20 protein-coding genes are annotated in these 23,645 nt (G+C 65.6%); 14 read left to right on the top strand and 6 right to left on the bottom strand.

Features of this window, described 5'->3' with window-relative positions:
* Nucleotides 1-194 precede the first annotated feature (194 nt).
* The 3 genes from XH93_RS18405 to XH93_RS18415 all read left to right on the top strand — a co-directional run bounded on the left by XH93_RS18405 (nt 195) and on the right by XH93_RS18415 (nt 3,536).
* Nucleotides 195-977, top strand: coding sequence for an acetoacetate decarboxylase (locus XH93_RS18405; RefSeq protein ID WP_194474632.1), 783 nt, complete (start codon nt 195-197; stop codon nt 975-977).
* A gap of 165 nt (nt 978-1,142) precedes the next feature.
* Nucleotides 1,143-2,162, top strand: a complete 1,020-nt coding sequence (locus tag XH93_RS18410) for a transporter (RefSeq protein WP_194474633.1) — start codon at nt 1,143-1,145, stop codon at nt 2,160-2,162.
* A gap of 24 nt (nt 2,163-2,186) precedes the next feature.
* Nucleotides 2,187-3,536, top strand: a complete 1,350-nt coding sequence (locus tag XH93_RS18415) for a carbohydrate porin (RefSeq protein WP_194474634.1) — start codon at nt 2,187-2,189, stop codon at nt 3,534-3,536.
* An 8-nt stretch (nt 3,537-3,544) separates the two neighbouring features.
* Here the strand turns inward: XH93_RS18415 and XH93_RS18420 are convergent, their stop codons facing one another.
* Together XH93_RS18420 and XH93_RS18425 are read right to left on the bottom strand one after the other, a co-directional pair.
* Nucleotides 3,545-4,849 (bottom strand): MFS transporter, encoded by a 1,305-nt coding sequence (locus XH93_RS18420; RefSeq protein WP_194474635.1) that lies wholly within the window; start codon nt 4,847-4,849, stop codon nt 3,545-3,547.
* A gap of 278 nt (nt 4,850-5,127) precedes the next feature.
* Complete coding sequence (locus tag XH93_RS18425; protein WP_194474636.1) at nt 5,128-6,324, bottom strand: acetyl-CoA C-acyltransferase; 1,197 nt, start codon at nt 6,322-6,324, stop codon at nt 5,128-5,130.
* A 244-nt stretch (nt 6,325-6,568) separates the two neighbouring features.
* On the opposite strand from XH93_RS18425, the gene XH93_RS18430 reads away from it, so the two are divergent.
* Complete coding sequence (locus XH93_RS18430; RefSeq protein ID WP_194474637.1) at nt 6,569-8,161, top strand: gamma-glutamyltransferase family protein; 1,593 nt, start codon at nt 6,569-6,571, stop codon at nt 8,159-8,161.
* A gap of 151 nt (nt 8,162-8,312) precedes the next feature.
* Here XH93_RS18430 and XH93_RS18435 read toward each other — a convergent pair whose 3' ends face one another.
* The 3 genes from XH93_RS18435 to XH93_RS18445 all read right to left on the bottom strand — a co-directional run bounded on the left by XH93_RS18435 (nt 8,313) and on the right by XH93_RS18445 (nt 11,414).
* Complete coding sequence (locus tag XH93_RS18435; RefSeq protein ID WP_139861406.1) at nt 8,313-9,050, bottom strand: TetR/AcrR family transcriptional regulator; 738 nt, start codon at nt 9,048-9,050, stop codon at nt 8,313-8,315.
* Between the two features lie 142 nt (nt 9,051-9,192).
* Complete coding sequence (locus tag XH93_RS18440) at nt 9,193-10,413, bottom strand: amidohydrolase family protein (protein ID WP_194474638.1); 1,221 nt, start codon at nt 10,411-10,413, stop codon at nt 9,193-9,195.
* Nucleotides 10,414-10,430: 17 nt separating this feature from the next.
* Nucleotides 10,431-11,414 (bottom strand): polysaccharide deacetylase family protein, encoded by a 984-nt coding sequence (locus XH93_RS18445; protein WP_194474639.1) that lies wholly within the window; start codon nt 11,412-11,414, stop codon nt 10,431-10,433.
* A 221-nt stretch (nt 11,415-11,635) separates the two neighbouring features.
* Between XH93_RS18445 and XH93_RS18450 the strand changes: the two genes are divergently transcribed.
* The 9 genes from XH93_RS18450 to XH93_RS18490 all read left to right on the top strand — a co-directional run bounded on the left by XH93_RS18450 (nt 11,636) and on the right by XH93_RS18490 (nt 21,919).
* Nucleotides 11,636-12,757: an ABC transporter substrate-binding protein gene (locus XH93_RS18450; protein ID WP_246799716.1), complete on the top strand. Its 1,122-nt coding sequence runs from the start codon at nt 11,636-11,638 to the stop codon at nt 12,755-12,757.
* Between the two features lie 40 nt (nt 12,758-12,797).
* Entirely contained in the window at nt 12,798-13,673 is an 876-nt protein-coding gene (locus tag XH93_RS18455) for a branched-chain amino acid ABC transporter permease (protein ID WP_139861402.1), read from the top strand.
* The gene (locus tag XH93_RS18460; RefSeq protein WP_194474641.1) at nt 13,670-16,204 is read left to right on the top strand and encodes a branched-chain amino acid ABC transporter ATP-binding protein/permease; all 2,535 of its coding nucleotides are present in this window, start codon (nt 13,670-13,672) and stop codon (nt 16,202-16,204) included. The genes XH93_RS18455 and XH93_RS18460 overlap by 4 nt, the downstream gene beginning before the upstream one ends.
* A 14-nt stretch (nt 16,205-16,218) precedes the next feature.
* Nucleotides 16,219-17,160 carry a DUF2877 domain-containing protein gene (locus XH93_RS18465; RefSeq protein ID WP_194474642.1) on the top strand — a complete coding sequence of 314 codons (942 nt, stop codon included), beginning with the start codon at nt 16,219-16,221 and terminating at the stop codon, nt 17,158-17,160.
* Nucleotides 17,161-17,342: 182 nt separating this feature from the next.
* Nucleotides 17,343-17,531, top strand: a complete 189-nt coding sequence (locus XH93_RS18470) for a hypothetical protein (RefSeq protein WP_139861399.1) — start codon at nt 17,343-17,345, stop codon at nt 17,529-17,531.
* A 10-nt stretch (nt 17,532-17,541) separates the two neighbouring features.
* Complete coding sequence (locus XH93_RS18475) at nt 17,542-18,792, top strand: DUF1116 domain-containing protein (protein ID WP_194474643.1); 1,251 nt, start codon at nt 17,542-17,544, stop codon at nt 18,790-18,792.
* The gene (gene fdrA, locus XH93_RS18480) at nt 18,789-20,297 is read left to right on the top strand and encodes an acyl-CoA synthetase FdrA (protein WP_194474644.1); all 1,509 of its coding nucleotides are present in this window, start codon (nt 18,789-18,791) and stop codon (nt 20,295-20,297) included. Before XH93_RS18475 ends, fdrA begins: the two co-directional genes overlap by 4 nt.
* Before the next feature lie 4 nt (nt 20,298-20,301).
* A complete protein-coding gene (gene arcC / locus XH93_RS18485; RefSeq protein ID WP_194474645.1) occupies nt 20,302-21,261 on the top strand; it encodes a carbamate kinase in 960 nt (319 codons plus the stop codon).
* Between the two features lie 295 nt (nt 21,262-21,556).
* Nucleotides 21,557-21,919, top strand: coding sequence for a hypothetical protein (locus XH93_RS18490; protein ID WP_194474646.1), 363 nt, complete (start codon nt 21,557-21,559; stop codon nt 21,917-21,919).
* A gap of 12 nt (nt 21,920-21,931) precedes the next feature.
* Here XH93_RS18490 and XH93_RS18495 read toward each other — a convergent pair whose 3' ends face one another.
* A complete protein-coding gene (locus XH93_RS18495; RefSeq protein WP_194474647.1) occupies nt 21,932-22,099 on the bottom strand; it encodes a hypothetical protein in 168 nt (55 codons plus the stop codon).
* A gap of 263 nt (nt 22,100-22,362) precedes the next feature.
* Here XH93_RS18495 and XH93_RS18500 point away from each other — a divergent pair, with 263 nt between their 5' ends.
* Nucleotides 22,363-23,625, top strand: a complete 1,263-nt coding sequence (locus XH93_RS18500) for an MFS transporter (protein ID WP_139861394.1) — start codon at nt 22,363-22,365, stop codon at nt 23,623-23,625.
* The last annotated feature ends 20 nt before the right edge of the window (nt 23,626-23,645 follow it).

Raw genomic sequence — 23,645 nt, forward strand, 5'->3', positions numbered from 1 at the left:
ATTCAGCGCGGCGATGACGCCGTGATGACAAGCGCCGCGCGCGCACCGCGCAGATCCGATGCGCTTGCCTGCATGGTTGGCATTGGTCGCTTGCCTGAAGCGCAGGTCATGCCGCTGACGGAAATCCCTCACATCGCTGTCAATCTCGGCCGCTAGCCTCCCGCGCAATCATTTCGAAACAGGGGATTATTGCGATGCGCAGGGAAGATCTGCTCAAGCTTCCGTCGATGCCGGCTGCCGGCCCGAGCTATCCCGCCGGCCCTTATCGGTTCGTCGATCGCGAATTCCTCGTCATCACCTACGAGACCGATCCGGAGCTGATCCGCGCCGGCCTGCCCGAGCCGCTGGAGCCGATCGCGCAGCCGATCGTGCACTATGAATGGATCAAGATGCCCGATTCATCCGGCTTCGGCAGCTACACCGAGTCCGGCCTCGTGATTCCGGCGCGCCTGTATGGCGAGGAGGTCAACTTCGTCTGCCAGATGTATCTCGACGATGATCCGCCGATCGCGGCCGGCCGCGAGATCTGGGGCTTTCCGAAGAAGTACGCCCATCCGAAGCTCGAGATCGTCAAGGACACGCTGACCGGCACGCTGGAATATGCTGGGCAGCTCGTCGCCATGGGCACCATGGGCTACAAGCACGAGAGCATGGCGGGCAATGGCGACATCACCCGCGCCACGCTGTCCAAGACGCAAGTTAATCTGAAGATGATCCCGGGCGTCGACGGCCATCTCGAAGTTTGCCAGCTGGTTGCGATCAACCTGACCGACATCGTCGTCAAGGGCTCGTGGATCGGGCCGGGCCGGCTGCATCTGGTGCCGCACGTCAACGCGCCGGTCGCCGACTTCCCGGTCAAGCGCGTGGTCGGTGCGCATCACTTCCTCGCCGACCTGACGCTGCCGTTCGGTCGCGTGGTGCATGACTACAACAAGGAAGCAGCAGCAGTGGCGCCGACCGGTCTCGCGGCCGAGTAGGGCCGGGCCTTGACATAAAACTGTAACAAGCGCGTCCTCCTATGCTGCGACAGAGGGACGCGCCTGTTGGTTTTGCGCGGGGGCGGGTATTGAGCATGGCATTTCACGCGATTGCCTTCGTTGTGTGCTTGGCAGTTTTCCTGGCGGTTTTCCCGGAGGCTGGCCATGCTGGCTAATCCGCCTGCTGCCAATGTTGCGCCGCTGCTGACGCCGGGCGCGGTCCCCGGGCTGGTGTGGGCGTTTCGCCTGCACCACGACGGCAGCGCCGAGCCGCTTCCGATCGATGTGCCGATCGAGCCGAGCCATGACGGACGGCTCTGGCTGCACTTCAACCTCACCGATCTGCGCACCCGGGCGTGGCTTGCCAATCTCCATGTTCCGCAGCTGGCGCGCGACTTGTTGCTGTCGAACGACAATTTCCAGCAGATCCACATCGTCGACAACTGCGTCTATGGCGTGTTCTCCGATCTGGTCCGCGACATCGATGCCGCGACCAGGGAGACCGGCTTCCTCCGCTTTGCGATGACCGAGCGTCTGTTGCTCAGCGGCCGTCATCAGGCCTTGAGCTCGGTCGATGCGGCGCGCCGCGTGCTCGAGGGCGGCCACCGCGTCGAAAGCGTCGCGGCGCTCTTGGAGAAGATCGTCGACGAGATCGCCGACACCATGGACCGCATGGCCGACAAGATCGGCACCGATCTCGACGGCATCGAGGAGAAGGTGCTCGCCGACGACACCGGATCCCAGCTGCGCAGCAGTCTCAGCAAGATGCGGCGCACCTGCGTGCGGCTGCATCGCCAGCTCGCGGGGCTGCGCGTGCTGTTCCACCGGCTCGAGCAGAAGAACACCGACAATCTCACGCCGGCGCTGCGGCTGCAGGCCGGCAAGCTGGCGCAGCGGCTCGACGGCCTCGACCATGACATCGTCGAGCTGCACGAGCGCAGCCGCCTGCTGGAAGAGGAGCTGCGCTTCAAGCTCGAGGAGCAGAGCAACAAGCATCTGCATGCGCTCTCCGTCGTCACCATGATGCTGCTGCCGCCGACCTTGGTGACCGGCATCTTCGGCATGAACACCAAGGGGCTGCCGCTGACCGAGAACGAAAGCGGCTTCCTGGTCGCGGCAGGTCTGCTGGTCGGCTCGTCGTTGCTGGCCTATCTGATCATGCGGCGGCTCGGTATCGTCAAATAGCGCGAGCGCTCCGCGATAACAGCCATGTGCAGAGGCCTCTTCCGCGCAACACTGGTGTCCGCGGCCCTCGCGCTCTGCGCGTCCGCGATGCCGGCGCGCGCCGAGGACAAGCCGGTCGCCGACCGCATCGCCGATGCGCGCGCCGCGCTGGAGGAGGCCGGCTACCAGTTCAGCATCACCTATATCGGCGAGGGGTTCGGCAACGCCTCGGGCGGCGTCAGCACCGGCAAGGCCTACACCGGCCGTCTCGACCTCGGCACCACGATCGATCTCGAGAAGGTGATGGGCTGGACCGGCGCGACCTTCCACGCCAACATGTTTCAGATCCACGGCGACGGGCTGTCGCGCGGCTATGTCGGCAATCTGTTTCTGGTGTCCGGCGTCGAGTCGCTACCCGCGACGCGGCTCTACGAGCTCTGGATCGAGCAGAAGCTATTGGACGGCCGGCTCGCGATCCGCGTCGGCCAGCAGGGCTCCGACGTCGAGTTCATCGACAGCCAGTACGACGACATCTTCATCAATTCGGCGCTGGGCTGGCCCGGCATCACCGGCGTCAATCTTCCGGCCGGTGGACCCTCGCCGGCGCTTGCGGTGCCCGGCATCCGCATCAAGGCTAGTCTGACCGACCGCCTCACGGCCTATCTCGGACTGTTCGACGGCTCGTCCGCGCCGCCGCAGGCAACCGTGGACCCGCAGCTCGCCAACCCGCACGGCATCCTGTTCCGCGTCAATGATCCGCCGTGGTGGATCGGCCAGCTCAAGTACAAATTCGATATCGGTGAGAGCAGGCTGCCGGCGACCATCACCGGCGGCGCCTGGTATCACATGATGTCGTTCGCCGATCAGCGCTTTGGCGCCGATGGGCTGTCGCTGGCCGATCCGGACAGCTCCGGCGATCCGCGCTGGCTGCGGCGGGACAACGGCATCTTCATGGTCTACGAACAGCTGCTGGCGCGCGCCAAGCCGGACGCGGACAAGGGCATCGCGTTCTTCATGCGCGCCTCGATCAGCCCCTCCGACCGCAATCTGATCAGCGCCTATGTCGACGGCGGCTTGCTGTTCGCCGGCTTCAGCGAAAGCTTCCCGGACGACCGGTTCGGCATCGCCGGGATCTTTGGCAAGATCTCCAGCGCCGCCCGCGCGCTCGACCGCGATACCCAGATCTTCACCGGCACGGCGTATCCGATCCGCGACTATGAGGCGATCCTCGAGATCACCTACCAGCACGTCGTCAGCGCCAATTTCACCATGCAGCCGATGTTTCAGTTCATCGCCCATCCCGGCGGCGGCGCGGTCGACCCCAACGATCCGACGCAGACGCATCGGATCAGGGACAGCATGGTGTTCGGGATGCGCACCATCCTGTCGTACTGAATACGCGCTCAGGCCGCGGCCGGTTTCGGCTCCGCAACGGGCTTCGGCTGCGGCCGCGCGATCGCCAGCGCGATCAGCGCGGCGAACACGCAGAGCGCGCCGGCGATGAAGAACGCTGGCAGGTAGCTCGCATAGAGCGTGCGCGACACGCCGGCGCCGAATGCCGCAGCGCCAGCGCCGAGCTGATGGCCGGCGAAGATCCAGCCGAACACCAGGTTGGCGCGCTCGGCGCCGAAGCGTTGCGCGGTCAGCCGCACCGTGGGCGGCACGGTGGCGATCCAGTCGAGCCCGTAGAACATCGCAAACAGCGACAGGCCGTAGAACGTGAAGTCGGAGAACGGCAGGAACAGCAGCGACAGTCCGCGCAGGCCGTAATACCAGAACAACAGCCAGCGATTGTCGTAGCGGTCGGACAGCCAGCCCGAGATGATGGTGCCGAAGAAGTCGAAGATGCCCATCGCGGCGAGCAGGCTCGCGGCCTGCACCTGCGGGATGCCGAAGTCGAGGCACATCGGGATCAGATGGACCTGGACCAGGCCGTTGGTCGAGGCGCCGCAGACGAAGAAGGTCGCGAACAGGATCCAGAACACCGACGATTTCGAGGAGTCGCGCAGCGTGCCGAGCGCCGCCGCCATGATCGGCGCATTGGCCGGCGGCGGGGCTGCCAGCGGCGCGGTGCCGTCGTCGCCGAACGGACGCAGGCCGAGATCGCTCGGCCGGTCGCGCATCACCATCAGCACGGCAAAGGCGGCGACGCCGAGAGCGGCGCAAACCACGGCCAGCGCGGGACGCCAGCCGTAGCGCTCGGTAAGCGTGGCGATCAGCGGCAGGAAGGCGAGCTGCCCGGTTGCGACGCTCGCGGTCATGATCCCGATCACAAGCCCGCGCCGCGCCACGAACCAGCGTGATGCAATGGTGGCGCCGAGCACCAGCGCGGTCATGCCGGTGCCGATCCCGATCACGACGCCCCACAGCAGAATCAATTGCCAGACCTGCGTCATCGCCAGCGACGCCACCAATCCCGTGACCACGATCAGCTGCGCCGCCAGCGTGACGTTGCGCAGGCCGTAGCGGTTGAGCAGCGCGGCGGCGAACGGCGCCATCAGCCCGAACAGGATGAAGCGGATCGAAAGCGCCGAGGAGATCTCCGCGGTCGACCAGCCGAACTCCTTCTGCAGCGGAACGATGAAGACGCCGGGCGCGCCGACGGTGCCGGCTGAGATCAGCGCAGCGAAGAAGGTGACGGCAACCATCACCCAGCCATAGTGGATGTTGCGGCGGGCGAGGGTGGAAGCAAGCCAGTTCGAGATCATTGGGCCTCGGATGAAATGCGATGAGGGTATTGTTCGTGATGCCTAATATGCCACGAGGGCGCTATGTCTAAAATGACGTAGTTCCCTCGTTTTAGGACTCGGTACTTGGGCGTCATTGCGAGGAGCCAACGGGTCACGCGAACGCGCGCCCGATGACAGGCTCCGCGACGAAGCAATCCATCGGTCCGCATACGCGGTGAAATGGATTGCTTCGCTTCGCTCGCAATGACGGGGATAGAGCCGCACATCGTTATGAGTGTGGCTCGCGCCCCCGCGGCTTAATTCGTCACCCGCTCCACCGCGATCGCAGTGGCTTCGCCGCCGCCGATGCACAACGCGGCGACGCCGCGCTTCAGATTCTGCGCCTCCAGTGCGTGCAGCAGGGTCACGATCAGCCGCGCGCCGGTGGCGCCGATCGGGTGGCCGAGCGCGCAGGCGCCGCCATTGATGTTGAGCCGGTCACGCGGAATCCCGAGGTCGCGCTGCGCCGCCATCGCGACCACGGCAAACGCCTCGTTGATCTCGAACAGGTCGACGTCGTCGACGCTCCAGCCGACCTTGTCGAGCAGCTTGCGGATCGCCGGGATCGGCGCGGTGGTGAACCACTGCGGCTCCTGGCTGTGGGTGGCATGGCCCTTGATCTCGGCGAATACCGGAAGCCCGTCGCGATCGGCCAGCGAACGGCGGGCCAGCACCAGCGCCGCGGCGCCGTCGGCATTGGCCGAAGAGGCGGCCGGCGTGATGGTGCCATTGGCGCGGAACGCCGGCTTCAGGCCGGGGATCTTGGCCGGATCGACCTTCAGCGGATGCTCGTCATTGCCGATGATGCGCGGGCCGGCCTTCTCTGCCAGCGTGATCGGCGCGATCTCGGCCTTGAACGCGCCGCCCTCGACCGCCTTGCGGGCGCGGGTCAGCGTCTCCATCGCATAGGTGTCCTGATCGGCGCGGGTAAACTGGTAGGCCTCGGCGGTCGCCTCACCGAAATCGCCCATCGAGCGTCCCGTCTCATAGGCGTCCTCGAGCCCGTCCATCATCATGTGGTCGATGATGCGGTCGTGGCCGGCGCGATAGCCGCCGCGCGCCTTCTGCAGGAGATACGGCGCGTTGCTCATGCTCTCCATGCCGCCTGACACCACGATCTCGGCGGAGCCGGCCATGATGATGTCGTGGCCGAGCATCGTCGCCTTCATGCCGGAGCCGCAAACCTTGTTGACGGTGGTGGCGCCGGTGGCATCGGGCAGCTTTGCGCCGCGCGCGGCCTGGCGGGCAGGGGCCTGGCCCTGGCCGGCCGGCAGCACATTGCCCATGAACACCTCGTCGACCCGTTCCGGCGCCAGCTTGGCGCGCTCCAGCGCCGCGCCGATCACATGAGAGCCGAGCTTGTGCGCGGCGAGCGGCGTCAGTTCCCCCATGAAACGGCCGAGCGGGGTGCGGGCGGCGGACAGGATGACGACGGGATCGGCGCTGGATGACATGGCAGGACTCCCTTGGGTGCCGGAGATTTGTTTGAATTATACGCATCATATGATGCGCCGCAAAAAAGTGCAACGGGCATGACAAATTGTCGTGCTCGGATGACTTTCGGATTACTTGGCGTGACCATCTCGAGGCCGCGGCTGTGCGAATTGGCGGGCAATGCGGCCTCAGACAGGGCGCTTTTGGTTGCTTGACATTGTAAGTAAAAATATTATTACAAAGCTGTGTTCGGAGAAGCGGCTAATGTTGCAAACGAAACGAAGCTATGGCGGCATGGTAACCGCGCCGCACCACCTCGCGGCGCAGGCTGGACTCGCCGTCTTGTCGGAAGGTGGCAATGCCATTGAGGCCATGATCGCCTCGGCCGCGACGATCGCCGTGGCGTATCCCCACATGAACGGCCTCGGTGGCGATAGCTTCTGGCTCGTCGGCCGCGCCGGCTCGATGCCGGTCGGAATTCAGGCTTGCGGACGCGCCGCGATGGCCGCGGATCGCGGCTGGTATCGGCAGCGAGGCTGCAGCAGCATTCCCGGTCGCGGCCCGCTTGCCGCGCTCACCGTCGCCGGTACCGTCGACGGTTGGCAGAAGGCCTATGAACTCAGCCGCGATCGTCATGACGGCCGGCTGCCGATGGCGCGGCTGCTCGAGCCGGCAATCCGGCATGCCGAGGAGGGCGTAGCCGTCACCAGCACGCTGCATGAAAACATTCGCAAAAAGCGGCACGAACTCGAAAGCGTGCCCGGCTATGCCGAGGTCTATCTGCCGCAAGGCATCCCGCTTGCGGTCGGTGCGCGGCTGCGGCAGCCGCGTGTCGCCGAGACGTTGCGGCGATTGGCCAAGGTCGGCCTGACCGATTTCTATCGCGGCGACCTGGCGCGCTCGATGGCGGCCGATCTCGAGCGGGTAGGGAGCCCGCTGCGGCTCGCCGATCTGGAGCGACATCAAGCAGCGCTGGTGACGCCGCTGTCGGTCGAGGTGTCCGGACACAAGATCTTCAACATGCCTCCGCCGACGCAGGGGCTTGCCTCGCTCTTGATCCTGGCACTTTATGCCCGGCGCATGGCCGACGAAGCCGATGGCGTCGATCATCTGCACAGGCTCGTCGAGTGCACCAAGGCTGCGTTCCGCATTCGCAACAACCATGTGACCGATCCCGACTACATGAAGCGCCCCGCCGCCGAATTCCTGTCCGAGGAATCGCTGGCCGCGCTTCACGAAACCGTATCCGACCGTCGCGCCGCGCCGTGGCCGGATCCGTCCAAACCAGGCGATACGGTGTGGCTCGCCGCGACCGATCGTAGCGGGCTCAGCGTCAGCTTCATTCAAAGCGTCTATTGGGAATTTGGCTCGGGCGTCATCCTCCCCGAGAGCGGAGTGACCTGGCAAAATCGCGGAACGAGCTTTAGCCTCGGCGATACCGACACCAATCGGTTGGATCCGGGACGCCTGCCGTTTCACACGATCCAGCCCGCGATGGCAGAACTCGGCGATGGCCGGCTGATATCCTATGGCACGATGGGCGGCGAAGGGCAGCCGCAAACCCAGGCCGCCATCTTCAGCCGCTACGCCATGCACGGCCAGGAGCTGCAGTCCGCGATTACGGCGCCCCGCTGGCTGCTCGGTCGCACCTGGGGCGAGGAAAACAACAACCTGAAGATCGAATCCCGCTTCGATCCCGCGATCATCGATCGGCTGCGCGCGCTCGGCCACGACATTCAGATGGCCGGTCCGTTCGAGGAGTTCATGGGACACGCCGGCGCAATCGTCTGGCATCCGGATGGCCTGATGGAAGGGGCCAGCGATCCGCGCAGCGACGGCGTCGTGGCGACCCGCTGAGGGATTCCCGGCGCACGATCCGCAGGATTGCGGCACGTGCGGCTCGGGTGAAGCGGTTTTCCCTCGCGACGAACGCGGAGCGTTTGCGCGGAGATCACGCTCGAGCAAAGAGCCAAAGCGCGATGATGATTCGACCCAATCTCGTCGCGCTTTAGCGGGAGGGCTTGCCGAGGCGCGCCGTCGCCTTCGATCCTGCAGACTTGTGCTTGCGTTCCCCGGCGGCGGCCGTCAGCCAGGTCAAGATCATGTCCTGCGCATGCTCACGGCGTCGCGCCAGCCAGTCCGAATCGCCGAGGTCCTTGTCGAACATCGCCGACAGCGTGTACCTGTTGGAAACGTGGAAATAGCTCATCGCAGTGATTGAGACATAAAGCTGGATGGGATCAACATCACTGCGAAACAGGCCGGCAGCCACGCCGCGCCGCAGAATGCTTTCGATGCTTGCAACCAGGGGTAGGGTAAGATCGGCAATCTTGCGCGACTTGCGCATATTGCGCCCGCGTTGAAGGTTCTCGGTGTTGATAAGGGCGATGTAGTTCTGGTGCTGCCCGAAAAACGTGAATGTAAAATCGATCAGCTCGCTCATTGCGGCGATCGGCTCGAGATCATCCAGTTTCAGCCGCTGTTCGGCCGCACGAATTTCGGTGTAGACGTCCTCGAGGACCGCGATGTAGAGCCCGTTCTTGTCGCCGAAATAGGCGTACAGCAGGCGCATGTTGGCCTTGGCGCGTTGCGCAATGGCCTCGACCCGTGCGCCGCCGAGGCCATTGTGGCAGAACTCGAAGGTCGCCGCACGCAGGATCGCCTCCTTGGTGAGCGCTGAGTCGCGAGGTCGCCTTCCGCGCGTGGTACTGCGGCTAGGGTTGCTCTGTGCTGTCGTCTCTGTCACGGCGTCAACCTTGGCTGGGCTCGGGTATTCGCGCAAGGCAGGTCGCCATCAGGCCGCATGTGGCTGCGGACCAGTTCCCGGCGCAAGCAGCTCGGATTGAGATCGGCAATACGGCGGTTCGTCAAGGGCGTTTGCTCCATGTTCACTGCCTCCGGGCGCCGGCGGTCACCGTCACGCCGTCGTGCGCGACGAGTCGGCCAGCCTTGTAGACATCGCGTGGCTTGGGACGGGCGACCACGGCTTCCTGGACATGCCGGGCGTCCAGCACGACGAAATCCGCCGTCCCGCCGACAGTGAGGCCGTAGTCCGTCAGGCCGAGCGCGCGGGCTGCGTTGGCCGTCACCATGTCGAAGGCCACGGCCAATTGATCATCGCTGTTGAACCCGGAGCGGTAGCCGACCATCATTGCGCGTTCGAGCAGGTCGCCGTCGCCGTAGGGCCACCAGGAATCCCTGATGTTGTCGTTGCCGGAGAACATATTCACGCCGGCATCGCGAAGCAGCAACACCGGCGGAAAGGCGTGCGCACCCGGGGCATTGGTGAGAATGGCGACGCCGGCCTCGGCAAGCTGGTGCGCGGTACGCTGCACCACGTCGGTCGCCACTTCGCCGAGCGCGTAGGCATGACTGATCGTGACCTTGCCGCCGAGGCCCGACGCCTTGGTCCGCCGCGCGATCTCCTCGATCTCCGAGATGCCCTGCAGACCGCCGTCATGCAGATGAATGTCGATGCCGACGCCATGCCGCTCGGCGATACCAAAGACGACGTCAAGATGGCCGGCTACGTCACCATCATGGCTTGCAGGGTCTAGTCCGCCGACCAGATCGGCGCCGGCGCGAACGGCCTCCTCGAGCAAGTCGGCCGTTCCGGGCGATGTCAGGATGCCGCTCTGCGGGAACGCCACGATCTGGATCGAAACTTTCTCCCGGTGAGCTTCCCGCGCGGCGGCGATCGGTTCGAAATGGCGCAGGCCGACTTCTGCGTCGACATCCACATGGCTGCGCATGTGAGTCGTGCCTTGCGAGACGCAGAGATCGATCAGGGCCGCCGCTCGCACTGCGATGGGCTTCGCGTGGGCGAGCGCTTCCTTCTCGAATTTGACGCGCTCGCGCACGCTGAAGCCCGCGGTGCAGGGCCGGTGCGGCTTCCAGTCATCGCCGATGAAGCATTTGTCCAGGTGGATATGACCTTCGACCATGCCTGGGAGCACCAGGCGTCGGCCAAGATCGCGGAACTCGCCGACTGCGCCGTAGCTTTGCCGGGACGACGTGATCGCCGCGATCTTGTCGCCGCGGACAGCGATGTCGACCAGTTGGCCGTCGGCCAGCCGCGCGTTCTGAAAAAGTGTGTCGATGGTTGTCAATTCGGGTCTCCAGTTTCTCAAGTCGGCACGATGCCGTCGGGCAGGGTGCGCGAAAATGCCGCGATCTCGCCGGCGGTGGTGATCCAGATGTCCTCGCGCCTTGCGGCGATCGCCTGCAGCGCACGTCGCAGCGGCCGCAGCCGGTGCGGCTGGCCGACCAGGTACGGATGCAGCGCGATGCCCATCACCAGCGACTGCTTTGCGGATTGAGCGAGCATTTCCTCGAACGTGTCTGCGATCATGGTCGCAAACTGTTCACCGCTGTCCTTGCGTCCGACAATCGAGGGGATGTCGTTCAGTTCCTGCGGATAGGGGACGGACAGGATGCGTCCGCCTCCCCGTGTCGAGAACCACACCGGCTGATCGTCCATGCACCAGTCGAGCAGGTATTGGTAGCCCGCTTCGGCGAGCAGGTCCGGCGTCACATCGGATTGCGAGATCCACGGACCGAGCCAGCCGAGCGGCCGTCGTCCCTCGGCGCGCGCGATGATGTCCGTCGCCTCCTCGATCAGTCGCTGCTCCTCGGCGGGCGAGAGCACGCCCTGGCGTTCGGAATTGGTCCGTCCATGGCCGACGACCTCGTCGCCGCGTGCGCGAAATGCGTTCATCACTTCCGGGCAATAGTGATAGATGCTGCTGTTCACGAGCACGGAGATCGGCAGTTTCAGTTCGTCGAACAGATCGATGAGCCGCCACACGCCGACCCGGTTGCCATAGTCGCGCCAGGCGTAGTTGAGGACGTCCGGATGCGGTCCGCCCGGGCAGAGTTCCGCGCCGAGACCGTCGCCGAAAGCGAAATGCTCGAGGTTGAGCGCGACGTAAACCGCGAGCCGCTTTCCGTTCGGCCACGCGAAGTCGGGGCGGCGCGTGATCGCGCTGTAGCGGTAGCGGTTATGCGAGCGCAGACCGCGCGCTGAGTCCGGCGTTTGCGCGCCTGTTGCGCCGCCGAGGCCGCCATCCGGGGCGGCTCGGTCCGGCCTCGATCCAATCTCCCGCTGCATTGCAATCTCCGTTCGTCGCGATCGGCCGCTTGACATTTGTGAATTTGTGAAGAAAGTTTTTACTTCCGTCAAGGCCGCGGAAACGGCGGCAACGGACCAGGGCGGCCGGGGAGGCCGCCGGAGCGGGAGGAATTGCAGAAATGAATTACGCTTGTACCCCCATCACCGGGCCGTGCCGCCGTGTTGTCTTGCAGGGCGCGCTCGCAATTCTCATTGGTTCTCTGCCGTTTGCGGAGCGGGCGCTGGCCGCCGAGCCGATCAAGATCGGCCTGGTCACGGCGCTGTCGGGGCAGTCGGCGCGCGCCGGCGAAGCCTTGACCCGCGGCGCCACGATCGCGATCGAGGACATCAACGCCAAGGGCGGCGTGCTCGGCCGTCCGCTGGAGCTGGTACGCCGCGACGATGAAAGCAATCCCGCGAAGGGGCTGACCGCCGCGCGCGAGCTGATCCAGCGCGAGAAGGTCGCGGTGCTGCTCGGCGGTCTCGATACGCCCGTCCAGCTTGCGATCGTGCCGTTCGTCAACAACGTCAAGATGCCGTTCGTGGTGCCATGGGCCGCCGGAACCAACATCACGCAGAACGGCGCCGCGACCAACTATGTGTTCCGCATCTCGGCGATGGACGACGAGGTCGACAAGGCGATCGTTGCGTTCGCCGGCAAGACCTTCGCAGCCAAGAAGCCGGGCCTCATCCTCGTCAACAATCCCTGGGGTGAATCGAACGAGCATGGCCTGCGCGCGGCGCTGAAGGCGGCCGGTATCGAACCGGCGGGTGTCGAGAAGTTCGAGGCGAACGATGTCGACGTTGTCGCGCAATTGTCTCGTCTCAAGCAGGCGGGCGCCGACTCCCTGTTCCTGGTGGGCAATGTCGGTCCATCCTCGCAGGTCGTGAAATCGCTCGACCGGATGGGCTGGGCGCCGCCAATCGTCTCGCATTGGGGGCCGGCCGGCGGCCGCTTCACCGAGCTCGCCGGTCCGAGCGCCGGGAACGTCGTCTTCGTCCAGACCTACAGCTTTTTCGGCAACCTCTCGCCAGTCGGCAAGCGCGTGCTCGCCACGTTGCAGGCGAAGTATCCGGATATCAAGGGGCCCGAGGACGTGACGCCTGCGGTCGGCTTCGCCAATGCCTATGACAGCGTCATGGTGATCGCCAGCGCGATCCAGAAAGCCGGCAGCATTGATCCGGCTGCGATTCGCGACGGCTTCTACGGAATCGACCGGCTGGAGGGCCTGATCAAGACCTATGAAAAGCCGTTCGCCCAGAACAAGCACGATGCGCTGACGGCACAGGACTACATCTGGGCCCACTTCGAAGACAACCACATCCTGCCGTTCAAGAAGTGACGGCAAGGGTCGTCCAGCAAGCAGATCGGGGTGATCATCGATGTCGTTTCTTTCGGCGATAATAACCGGAATGGCGCTGGGGAGCATGTACGGTCTGCTCGCGCTGGGCTTTCACGTCACTTACGCCGTGTCCGGCACGGTCAACTTCTCGCAGGGCAGCTCAATGACCCTGGGGGCCGTTGCCGGATATTTCTTCCTCGTCGTGTGGGGCTGGCCGGCCGCGATCGGCATCCCGGCGGTGTTGCTGGTCTGCGCGGTATACGGCGTCCTGATTGAACGCTTCGCGGTTCGTCCGTTCGTGCAGCGCGGCTCGGACAACTGGCTGATGGCGACCGTTGCGGTCGGCATCATCGTCGACAATGTGATGCTGTTCGTGTTCGGCAAGGAGCCTCGCAGCTTCCCGTCGATGCTGGCGGCCAAGCCGATCCAGATCGTGGAGGGCGCGGGGGTCTACCCGCTGCAGCTCCTGATTCCCGTGGTCGGCCTCCTGCTTGCGCTGGCGCTGCATCTGATCAGCCGCCGCACGCGGCATGGTGTCGCGATGCTTGCGGTGGTGCAAAATCCCAACGCCGCACGGCTGATGGGCATCAATGTCAGCGGCGCCATCGCCGCAAGCTACGCGGTGTCGGCCATGCTGGCCGGTGTTGCCGCGCTGCTGATTGCGCCGCTGTTCAACGTCTCGTCCGAGATGGGCACGCTGTTCGGCATCAAGGCGTTTGCCGCTGCGATCATCGGCGGTCTTGCCAGCGCCTGGGGCGTCATGCTGGCCGGACTGTGCCTTGGCCTGATCGAGGTGTTCGCGACCAACTACCTCGGCTCGGTCTACACCCAGATCATCACGTTCGCTTCCGTCATCGTCATCCTCGTCATCATGCCGCACGGGCTGCTCGGCCGAGCTGGAGTTAAGAAGGTATGACCTCTCGCGCTTCCCTTCTCGTTGCGGTCGCGGTGTTCGCGATTGCCATCGGCTACGCCGCGGTCGCGGACAGCTATGCGGTGTTCCTGATCGCGACGATTTCGCTGACCGCGATCGCCTGCATCGGCCTCAACGTCCTGCTCGGCCTCGCGGGCCAGATCTCGCTCGGACATATCGGCTTCATGGCCATCGGTGCCTACACCACCGTGCTGCTGATGGAGAAGGCCGGCTGGCCCTACCTCGCCGCGACGGCGGGGGCCATCGTGCTGGTCAGCATCGTCGGCGGCCTGCTCGCGATGCCGGCGCTGCGCGTGCGCGGACCGTATCTGGCGATGGTGACGATTGCCTTCGGTTTCATCGTCGAGCATGTCACGATCGAGTGGCGCGATCTCACCGGCGGCGGCAACGGCCTGATGCTGAGCGCGCCGCCGAGCGTGTTCGGCTATGCGCTGTCCGAGCGTTCGCTTGCCATCGCCGGCATCGTGCTGGTGTTTGCCGGCCTTATCCTCTTCGAGCGGTTGAAGCGCAGCGGCTGGGGCTATGCCATGCGCGCTGCCCGCGATACCGAGGTCGCGACGCGCTCGCTCGGCATCGATCTGGTGCATGTCCGCGCCGTGGCTTTCGTGATCTCGGCGGCCGCGATGGCGCTGGCCGGCGCGCTGTTCGCGCCGCTGCAGGGCTATATCAGCCCAAGCTCGTTTCCGTTCCTGCAATCGGTGCTGCTGTTGTTCGGCGTCATGGTCGGAGGCGCCGGCTCGGCGTTCGGCCCGGTGATCGGCGCTGCGCTGGTGGTGCTGCTGCCGGAAGCGCTGTCGGATCTCGCCGAGTATCGCCTGCTGGCCTTCGGCGTGTTGCTGTTCGTCGTGCTGCGCGCCGCGCCCTCCGGCATCGTTGGCCTCGCCGAACAGCTCGCCGCAAAACTGCTGCCGGCGCGCAAGCCCGTGGCGGAGCCCGCGATCGCGGCGGCCAATGTCGATGCGGCGATCCTCGCGACACGCAGCGCTGCCGGGCTCGACGTCACCGATCTCTCGATCTCGTTCGGCGGCGTGCGCGCGGTCCAGGGCGTGACGTTCAAGGCGGCGCCCGGTGCCGTCACCAGCATCATCGGCCCCAACGGCGCCGGCAAGACCAGCGCGCTCAATCTGCTCAGCGGCTTCTACCGGCCGCAGGCAGGGACGGTGAAGCTCGGTGATCGCGATGTCACGGGCATGACGTCGCATTTGCTGGCACGGGTCGGGGTGGCACGCACGTTCCAGACCACGCAGTTGTTCGGCTCGCTCTCGATCCTGGAAAACATCCTGCTGGCCGAGCGGGTCGGCCGTCTCGGCGGCATTGTCTCCGCGCTGCGCAACGCCGAGACGGAGGGTTTCGCGCGGTTCCTGCTGCGCTTTGCCGGCGTCGACGGTGACGTCGATCGTCTTGCGGATTCGCTGTCCCATGGCGAAAAGCGGCTGGTCGAGATCGCGCGCGCGCTGGCGTTGCGGCCCCGCATCCTGTTGCTCGACGAGCCCGCGGCCGGTCTCTCGAAGGGCGACAAGCAGCGCCTGACCGCGCTGCTGCGCCGGATCGCCGATCTCGGGATTGCCGTCATCATCGTCGAGCACGACATGCCGATGATCATGTCGCTGAGCGATCTCATCGTCGTGCTCGACGGCGGCAAGCGCATCGCGATCGGCGATGCGGCGGCGATCCGCAACGACCCGCTGGTCCGCAAGGCCTATCTTGGCGACGCCACGCCGGGTGAGAAGAGCCGCGCGCCGCGCCCGGCGCGGCAGGGCACCGCACTCGAGGTCAAGACGCTCGACGCATTCTACGGCCTGTCGCGCGCCTTGAACGGTATCGATCTCGTGGTGGCTCCCGGCGAGGCGGTCGCCGTGCTCGGCGCCAACGGCGCCGGCAAGACCACCCTGATGCGGTCGATCGCCGGTCTCGAACCGCCGCGATCGACGGGTGAAGTCCGGCTCGCCGAGACGCGCATCGAGACGCTCCCCGCGCATGTTCGTGCCCGCTCCGGCGTCGTGCTGGTGCCGGAAGGGCGGCAGGTGTTTCCGGAGCTGACGGTGAAGCAGAACCTCCAGCTCGGCGCCTATGCACGCAAGGGGCTCGACCTCGATGCCGAGATCGAGGCGATGTTCGTGCGCTTCCCGCGGCTGAAGGAGCGCATCGACCAGCGCGCCGGCCTGTTGTCCGGAGGCGAGCAGCAGATGCTGGCGGTCGCGCGCGGGCTTCTGACCGGGCCGAAGATCTTCATGCTGGACGAGCCGTCGCTCGGATTGGCGCCGCTGGTCGTCGACGAACTGTTTGCGTCGTTCGAGCGGCTGCGGAGCGAGGGCATGACCATCATCGTGGTCGATCAGATGGCGGGCCACGCGCTCGCGCTGGCCGACCGGGCCTATCTTTTGGAGACCGGTGCGATCCTGAAGAGCGGCGCCGCCGACATCATCGCCGAGGATCCGCTGCTTGAGGCGGCCTATCTGGGCGGCGAGGCCCAGGCCGGCGCGCCGCAACGGTTCGCGGCCCAGGCACGCTGAGGAGGCGAGGGCGGATGTTTGTCGAAGGCCATCAAGCCGACGGGAGGTCGCCGGGTCGGGGGAGCGTGCCGGCCGAGCGGCGTCCCAAGCCCGCAGCGGCGGTCTGTGCCGGTGTGGAAGTGGGGCTGCTTGCCGACAGGGCGCTTCATGATCGCGCCGCGGGCCAGATCGTCGCCGTGTTCGAAAGGTCGTTCTACGCCGTCATCGATGGAATCTGGATCTGCGTTGGACAGACCGGTATCGGATCGGGTCCGTTGCAAGTGCTCGGCGACTTCCGATGGCCGGGACTGACGGTCGGCGATCCGGTGCGGATCGCGGGCTCCATGCTGTGGGTCGCAGGAGCGCCGCTCGCAAATCTCGCCGCGCGGTTGGTCTGGGCGCCGCGCGCTGCACCGCATTGGTCGATGAGCAGCCTGCGACGCGGCCTTGATGCCGTCGATGCGGTGTGGGGCGGTGATCTGATTTCGGAGGGGCTCGCCGTGGCTGGCTCCGGACACGTTCCGAGCGACGCTTCTCTCCTCGTTCGGGCTGCCATGCCCGGTCTCGCTGCGCTGGGGCGAGTCCTGACGGGCTCCGACGCCGATGCGGATCGAGAGCCCGGGCTTGCCGGCTTGATCGGTCTCGGGCCGGGGCTTACGCCGTCCGGCGACGATCTGATCGGCGGTGCGCTGATTGCGTTGGCGGCGCTGGGGCGCATCGAATGCCGCGATGCATTGTGGGGACACTGCCGCCCGCTGCTCGACGGCACCAACGACATCAGCCGAATCCATCTGCGCGCGGCGGCGCTGGGTTACGGCGCGGCGGCGCTGCACGCTGCCATTGATGCAACGATGCGCGGCGAGGTCGCCGGATTTCGTCGCGCGCTCACGGCCCTGATGGAGATCGGGCATACATCCGGACTGGATGCCTTTGCGGGCAGTCTGATCGTCCTGCGTCACGCCCTCCGCGAGCGATGATGCCGTTGCGAATCGAATTTCGAGTTCTCCCAAACTGCTCCGAACCAAGTTCGGAGTTCTTTTTTAGAGCCGGGATTTTCTTCGCCACCGAGATTCGCATCTTGCGAGAATCCAATCTTGACTAAGTAAGTGTTTTCTTATTAGCTCGGCACAACGAAACCAGCTTTGTTAGGGCGGAGGCGATGACGGATCAGGATAGGCCGCAGTATCAGCAGTTGCTGGCGAGCAAGGTCGAAGTCGTAAATGTCGGGCTCGAAGGGTTCGTGAAGGACCTCCGCGACTGCGGCATCGACGTCGTTCACGTCGACTGGAAGCCGTCGGCGGGCGGCGATCCGCAGATGGCGGCGCTGCTCGCGAAACTCGGTGTGTGAGGGCGCACCGATGAAGCTGATCGAAGACGCAAACCAGCAGGTGCTCGCCCGGATCCTCGAAGGAGAGCCGCGGCTGGTCGACATCGTTCCGGCCCGCCAAGTGATCCCGGCCTTGCGCGAGCGGATGATCCTTCACGCCGGACCGCCGATCTCCTGGGACCGGATGTGCGGCCCGATGCGCGGTGCCGTCGCAGGCGCCATCGTGTTCGAGGGATGGGCGCAGGATCTGCCGACTGCGACCAAGCTCGCCGCCGGTGGCGAGATCGAATTTCACCCGAACCATCACTTCGGGGCGGTCGGCCCGATGACCGGCATGACCACGATGTCGATGCCGTTGTTCGTGGTCGAGAACGCGCGCTTCTCCAACCGCGCCTATTGCGCGATCAACGAGGGGCTCGGCAAGGTGATGCGCTTCGGCGGCAACGACGCGAGCGTGCTGCAGCGGCTCGCCTGGCTGCGCGACGTGTTCGGGCCAACGCTAGGCAAGGCGATCCGTGCCGCCGGCGGCATCGACCTGAAATCGATCGTCGCACGGGGCTTGTCGATGGGCGACGAGCTGCATCAGCGCAATCTCGCCTGCTCGAGCGTTTTCCTTCGCGAGATCGCGCCCTGGATGGCGCGAACCTCGACCGACAACGCCGTTCTCGCCGAATGCCTCGCGTTCATCGGGCAGAACGATCAGTTCTTTCTCAACATCGCGATGGCGATGGGCAAGGCAATCACCGATCCCGCGAACGGCATTCGTGGTTCGACCATCGTCACCACCATGTGCCGCAACGGCACCGATTTCGGAATCCGCGTCAGCGGGCTCGGCGAGCAATGGTTCACCGCGCCGGTCGAAATGCCGGAGGGGCTGTATTTCGCCGGCTATTCCGAGAAGGACGCCAATCCGGACATGGGCGATTCCGCCATCGTCGAGACGATCGGCCTGGGTGGTTTTGCCATGGCGGCGGCGCCCGCCGTCGCGGGCTTCGTGGGTGCCGGCGCGCCGTCCGAGGCCGGCAACTTCACCCGCTCGATGGGCGAGATCACGGTTGCGCAGAATCCGGAATGGACCATCGCCGCAATGGACTTCGCCGGCGTGCCGACCGGCATCGATATCCGCCTGGTCGTCGATTCCGGCGTGGTGCCTGTCATCAACACCGGCATCGCGCATCGCGAGCCCGGCATCGGTCAGGTCGGTGCCGGCGTGGTCAAGGCGCCGTTGGCGTGCTTCCAGCAGGCCATCGTGGCCATCGCCAGGGATTTGGGGGTGTCATGAACGTCGTTGTCCTGAACGAGGTCCGCAAGGGATTCTATCTCGACTCGGTCGCGCTGATGCGGCTGTCGCGCGAGGTGGCCGGATCGGCCGGCGTGATCGAGGCAGCGTTGATGATGGGGACTCCGTCGAACGCCGCGATCATGCGCAATGCGGGACTGCTGGAGGAGGGCGCTGTCGTCAAGGGCAATGACCTCGTGATCGCGGTCAAGGCTGAATCCGAGTCCGCTGCCCGCGAAGCCCTCGACAAGGCGATCAAGTCGCTCGACAAGCCGAAGACCCAAGGCGAGGCGCAGGCCGCCTGGCGGCCGCACTCGATCGCCGCCGCCGTGAAGGCCCGGCCGGAGATCAATCTCGCGCTGATCTCCGTTCCCGGCGAGTTCGCCGCCGCCGAGGCCCGCAAGGCGCTCAATCGCGGGCTGCATGTCCTGATGTTCAGCGACAACGTGTCCCTCGAGGACGAATTGTCGCTCAAGCAGCAGGCGCGGGCGGCCGGCCTCCTGATGATGGGGCCGGATTGCGGAACCGCCGTGATCGGCGGTGCGCCGCTGGCGTTCGCCAACAAGATCCGGCGCGGCAGGATCGGCATCATCGGCGCGTCGGGTACCGGAACGCAGGAGGTCTCGTGCCTGATCTCGGAAGCCGGCGCGGGAATCTCCCATGCCATCGGGGTCGGCGGGCGCGATCTGAAGAAGGATATCGGCAGCATCACCACGCTGATGGCGATCGATGCGTTCGATTCCGATCCGGAAACCGACCACGTGGTGCTGATCTCGAAGCCGCCGCATCCCGATGTCGCCAGGTCCGTCCTTGAGCGGATCGGCAGAAGCAGGAAGTCGTTCACCGTGTGCTTCATCGGTGCCTCGGACATCGAGCTGCCGCCGAACGCCCGCTTCTCGCCGACGCTGAAGGGCGCCGCGGAGCTCGCACTGGGACACAAGAAGATCGGCGCAGGCTTCGATGCGAACGCTGTCGCGTCACGGCTTCCGCGAAACGGTCGAGGCGGGATCGAGGGCTTGTTCGCCGGCGGAACGCTGTGTGCCGAAGCTCAGGTGATCCTCGCCGCCGCAGGTCGAAAAGTGACGTCGAACGCCGCCATCCCCGGCGTGGTCAAGCTCGGCGTCGAGCCGAACGACGGACGGGATCGGCTGATCGACCTCGGCGACGACGAATATACCCGTGGCCGGCCGCACCCGATGATCGACCCGTCAGTGCGCGATGATGCGCTGCGCGCCGCGCTGAAGAACCGCGATCTTTCGGTGGTCCTGCTCGACCTGGTGCTCGGCTATGGCGCGCATGCCGATCCCGCCGGGCATCTGACCAGGATCGTCGCTGATCGCGGGCAGGATGCGCCGGCTTTGGTCGCGTCCGTCGTCGGCACCGAGCAGGATCCGCAAGGGCGCTCCGCGCAGGTCAGCAAACTGGAGCAGGCTGGAATCCTCGTTGCGCCGTCGAACGCGCAGGCGTGCGAGCTTGCGGTCGCCATCGTCCAGAATGCCGGGAGGTAGGGAAATGCGTACACTCAATGAGGTGCCGCGTCGCCTGGTGGTCGCAATCGGTGGCAATGCGGTTCACCCCGAGGACATCAGGGGCACGTCCCAGGAGCAGAAGTCCGTCGCGCAGATAACTGCGGAAGCGCTGCTGCCGCTTGCGCAACTCGACAATGAACTGGTCATCACGCATGGCAACGGCCCGGTCGTCGGCAAGATCATGATGCGCCAGATGCTGACGATGAGCCGAATTCCGCCGATGGACATGGACATCTGCGTCGCGCACAGCCAGGGCGGCATCGGCTACCTCTTGATGCAGGCGATCGAGAATGCACTGCGCGAACAGGGCAACCAGCGCCATGTGGCAAGCCTGTTGACCCAGGTAGAAGTCGACAAGGACGATCCCGCGTTCAAGAATCCGACGAAGTTCGTCGGACCGTTCTTTTCCGAGGACGAGGCCAGGAAGATCGGCGCCGAGCTCAATTGGGCGATGCGTGAGGATTCGGGGCGGGGCTGGCGTCACGTCGTGCCCTCGCCGAAGCCAAAGCATGTCTGCGACATCTCGCTGGTCGACGCCTTAGTCAAGCGGGGAACGATCGTCATTGCGGGAGGCGGCGGCGGCGTTCCCGTGGTTCGTGATGCAAGGGGCGTGCGCACCGGCGTGCCGGCGGTGATCGACAAGGACCTGACCTCCGCTCATATCGCGAATGTGTTGGGCATCGAAGAGTTGCTGATCCTGACGGCAGTCCCGCGCGTCGCGGTGAATTTCGGCAAGCCGAACAAGAGGGATCTGGATCAGGTCAGTCTCGAGGAGATCAAGGCCTACCACCGTGAGGGCCATTTCCCCCCGGGAAGCATGGGACCCAAGGTCGATGCGGCGATCCGGTTTCTCGAGGGCGGCGGCAAGCGCGCGATCATCAGTCACCTCGATTGCGCCATGGCGGCGCTGCGGGGCGAGACGGGGACGCACGTCGTTCAGTAGCGCCGGGATTGGCGCGTCGGCGGGACATTCGCCCGCGCGGAGCAGCGCAGCCATGCTTCCGCATTCCCGCGACATGATTTGTCCGAAACCCATCGATTGCATCCGCGCCGCGGGATGATGGGTATCGCTTCGCTCCATCCATCCTACGAAGCGCACCTCGCATTGCGCTGACACGCGGCGCTGCGCATCATCAGCGACGACGGCACGGCTAGCACGTACGTGCCATCGCCTTGCCCGCGATTTCTTCCGAAACTGTCCTGCGCCTGCATCGACCCGGCAATGGGAGTCAAGGAAGATGGAGAGCTTTCGGGATTTGTGCTTCGCCTGCTTCTGCATTCTGGCCTTTGGCAGCGCCGCTGCGGTTTGCGAGATGGTGCTCCCGCAAGCCATCATCGGCGCGAGCGGGTGCACTTGGACCACAGGGGTGGTGGCAGTCTTTACCTGCGGGCCGGGACTGCCTGGTCGTGCTGCCGAAGTGCTGCTCAACTGGCCGCTTCTGCTGGTGTTCGCGCCCATCTTCACGGCTTCCGGGCTTGTCCCGCCAAACGGCTTCCTCGTGCTTTTCGTTGCGGGTCTTGACGCCATCCTTGTGCTTGGCGTCGTCCATCCATTTCTGGTGCTGGCACGCAGGGCGTCGCGCCGCGCGCGTGCGCGTTGAATCCGATCTCGCCTAGTCCGAGCGCCAGGCGCCGAGCAAGAACCGGCGTTTTGGCGGCGGCCTTGCCTGCTTGCGGACCTCGGGCAGATCGACGGCGTAACGTTTCATCAACAGCCTGATCGCCACCGCGACGATCACGAACGGCGTGACATAGATCGCGAAAACTTCGAAGGCCCTCATGGCGTTCCTCCGCGATTTCGAGACCGGGATCATACCACGATGGCCGGGTAAAGGGGCCAGCCATGATCGCAATTGCCGGAATCAGATCGCGAGCCGCCGGGCTGGCCGGACGCGCGGCGGCGCGCATGGCCGCATGCGGCGGCATCAATTGACACCGGCAGCCTCGGGGCTACCCTGCCGCAACAGGGAAGTTTTCCCAGGGAATCAAGCCCAGAAGAACCAAGAAAAGGGGCAGGGAGCGCCGTGAATCCTGTCATCGCGTCTTGAGCGGGCCCACGCGGACCTCCGCGCTCGCGCCATTTCGCATCCGCAGCTATCGCTTTCAGTGGCCGTCCGACTTGCTCACCTCCTGGGCGTTCGAGGTCGAGACGCTGGTGCTCGGCTGGTACATCATGGTCGAGACCGGCTCGGTGCTGCTGCTGACCGTGCTCGCCTCGCTGCAATATGTCGGCACGCTGGTGGCGCCGGTGGTCGGCATGATCGGCGACCGCATGGGGCACCGCGATCTCCTGGCGGTGATGCGCTTTGCCTACACGGCGCTGGCAGGGACCATCATGACGATGGCGCTGACCGGGCACCTCGCGCCGCTCAATGTCATGATCATCGTCGCGCTGATGGGCCTGATCCGTCCGTCGGATCTCGGCGTGCGCGGCGCGCTGCTCGCCGACATCATGCCGCCCGAGCGGCTAGTCGGCGCCATCAGCCTGGCGCGCACCACGCAGGATTCGGCGCGCATCGCCGGCGCCCTGACCGGCGCCGGGCTGTTTGCCGCGCTCGGCCTCGGCTATGTCTATGTCGGCATCACCTGCTTCTATTTCATCGCCGCCGTGCTGATGCTCTGCATGAGGCGGCCGGCGAAGACCCATGTCATGGCGGATCACGCCGCGGGCGCCACCTTCAGCGCGACGCTGCTGCGCGACCTCAAGGAAGGCATCGTCTATGCCTGGAGCGGCCCGGGCATGCGCGCCGCGCTCTGCGTCGCGTTCCTCGCCAACCTCACCGCGTTTCCGCTGACCAACGGCCTATTGCCCTATGTCGCGCGCGACATCTTCCAGACCGACCAGACCGGGCTCGGCTATCTCTCGGCGAGCTTTGCGGTCGGCTCGCTGATCGGCTCGATCACGCTCAGCATGGCCGGCGGCGTGCGCATTGCGCGGCTCCTGATCGGGGCCACGCTCGCCTGGTACGCGATGCTTCTGGTGTTCGTCGAGCTCCGCACCATGCCGGTGGCGATGGCCTGCCTGGTGCTGGCCGGCATCGCCCAGAGCATGTCGATGATCGCCGCCGCCGTGATGCTGATGCGCAACGCCAGCGCGCATCTGCGCGGCCGAGTGATGGGCGTGCGGATGATGGTGATCTACGGCCTGCCGCTCGGCCTGCTCGCCGCCGGCAGCCTGATCGACCTGATCGGCTACACCGCCACCGGCACGTTGCTCGCCGCCGCCGGCTTCCTCGCGATGCTCGGCATCGCCCTGCACTGGCGCGCCGATCTGTGGCCGACCCACGCGCCGGCGAATGCGAGGTGAGGCGCGTAGCCCGGATGAGC

This window comes from Bradyrhizobium sp. CCBAU 51753 (assembly GCF_015291565.1).
Classification (GTDB): Bacteria; Pseudomonadota; Alphaproteobacteria; order Rhizobiales; family Xanthobacteraceae; genus Bradyrhizobium; species Bradyrhizobium ivorense.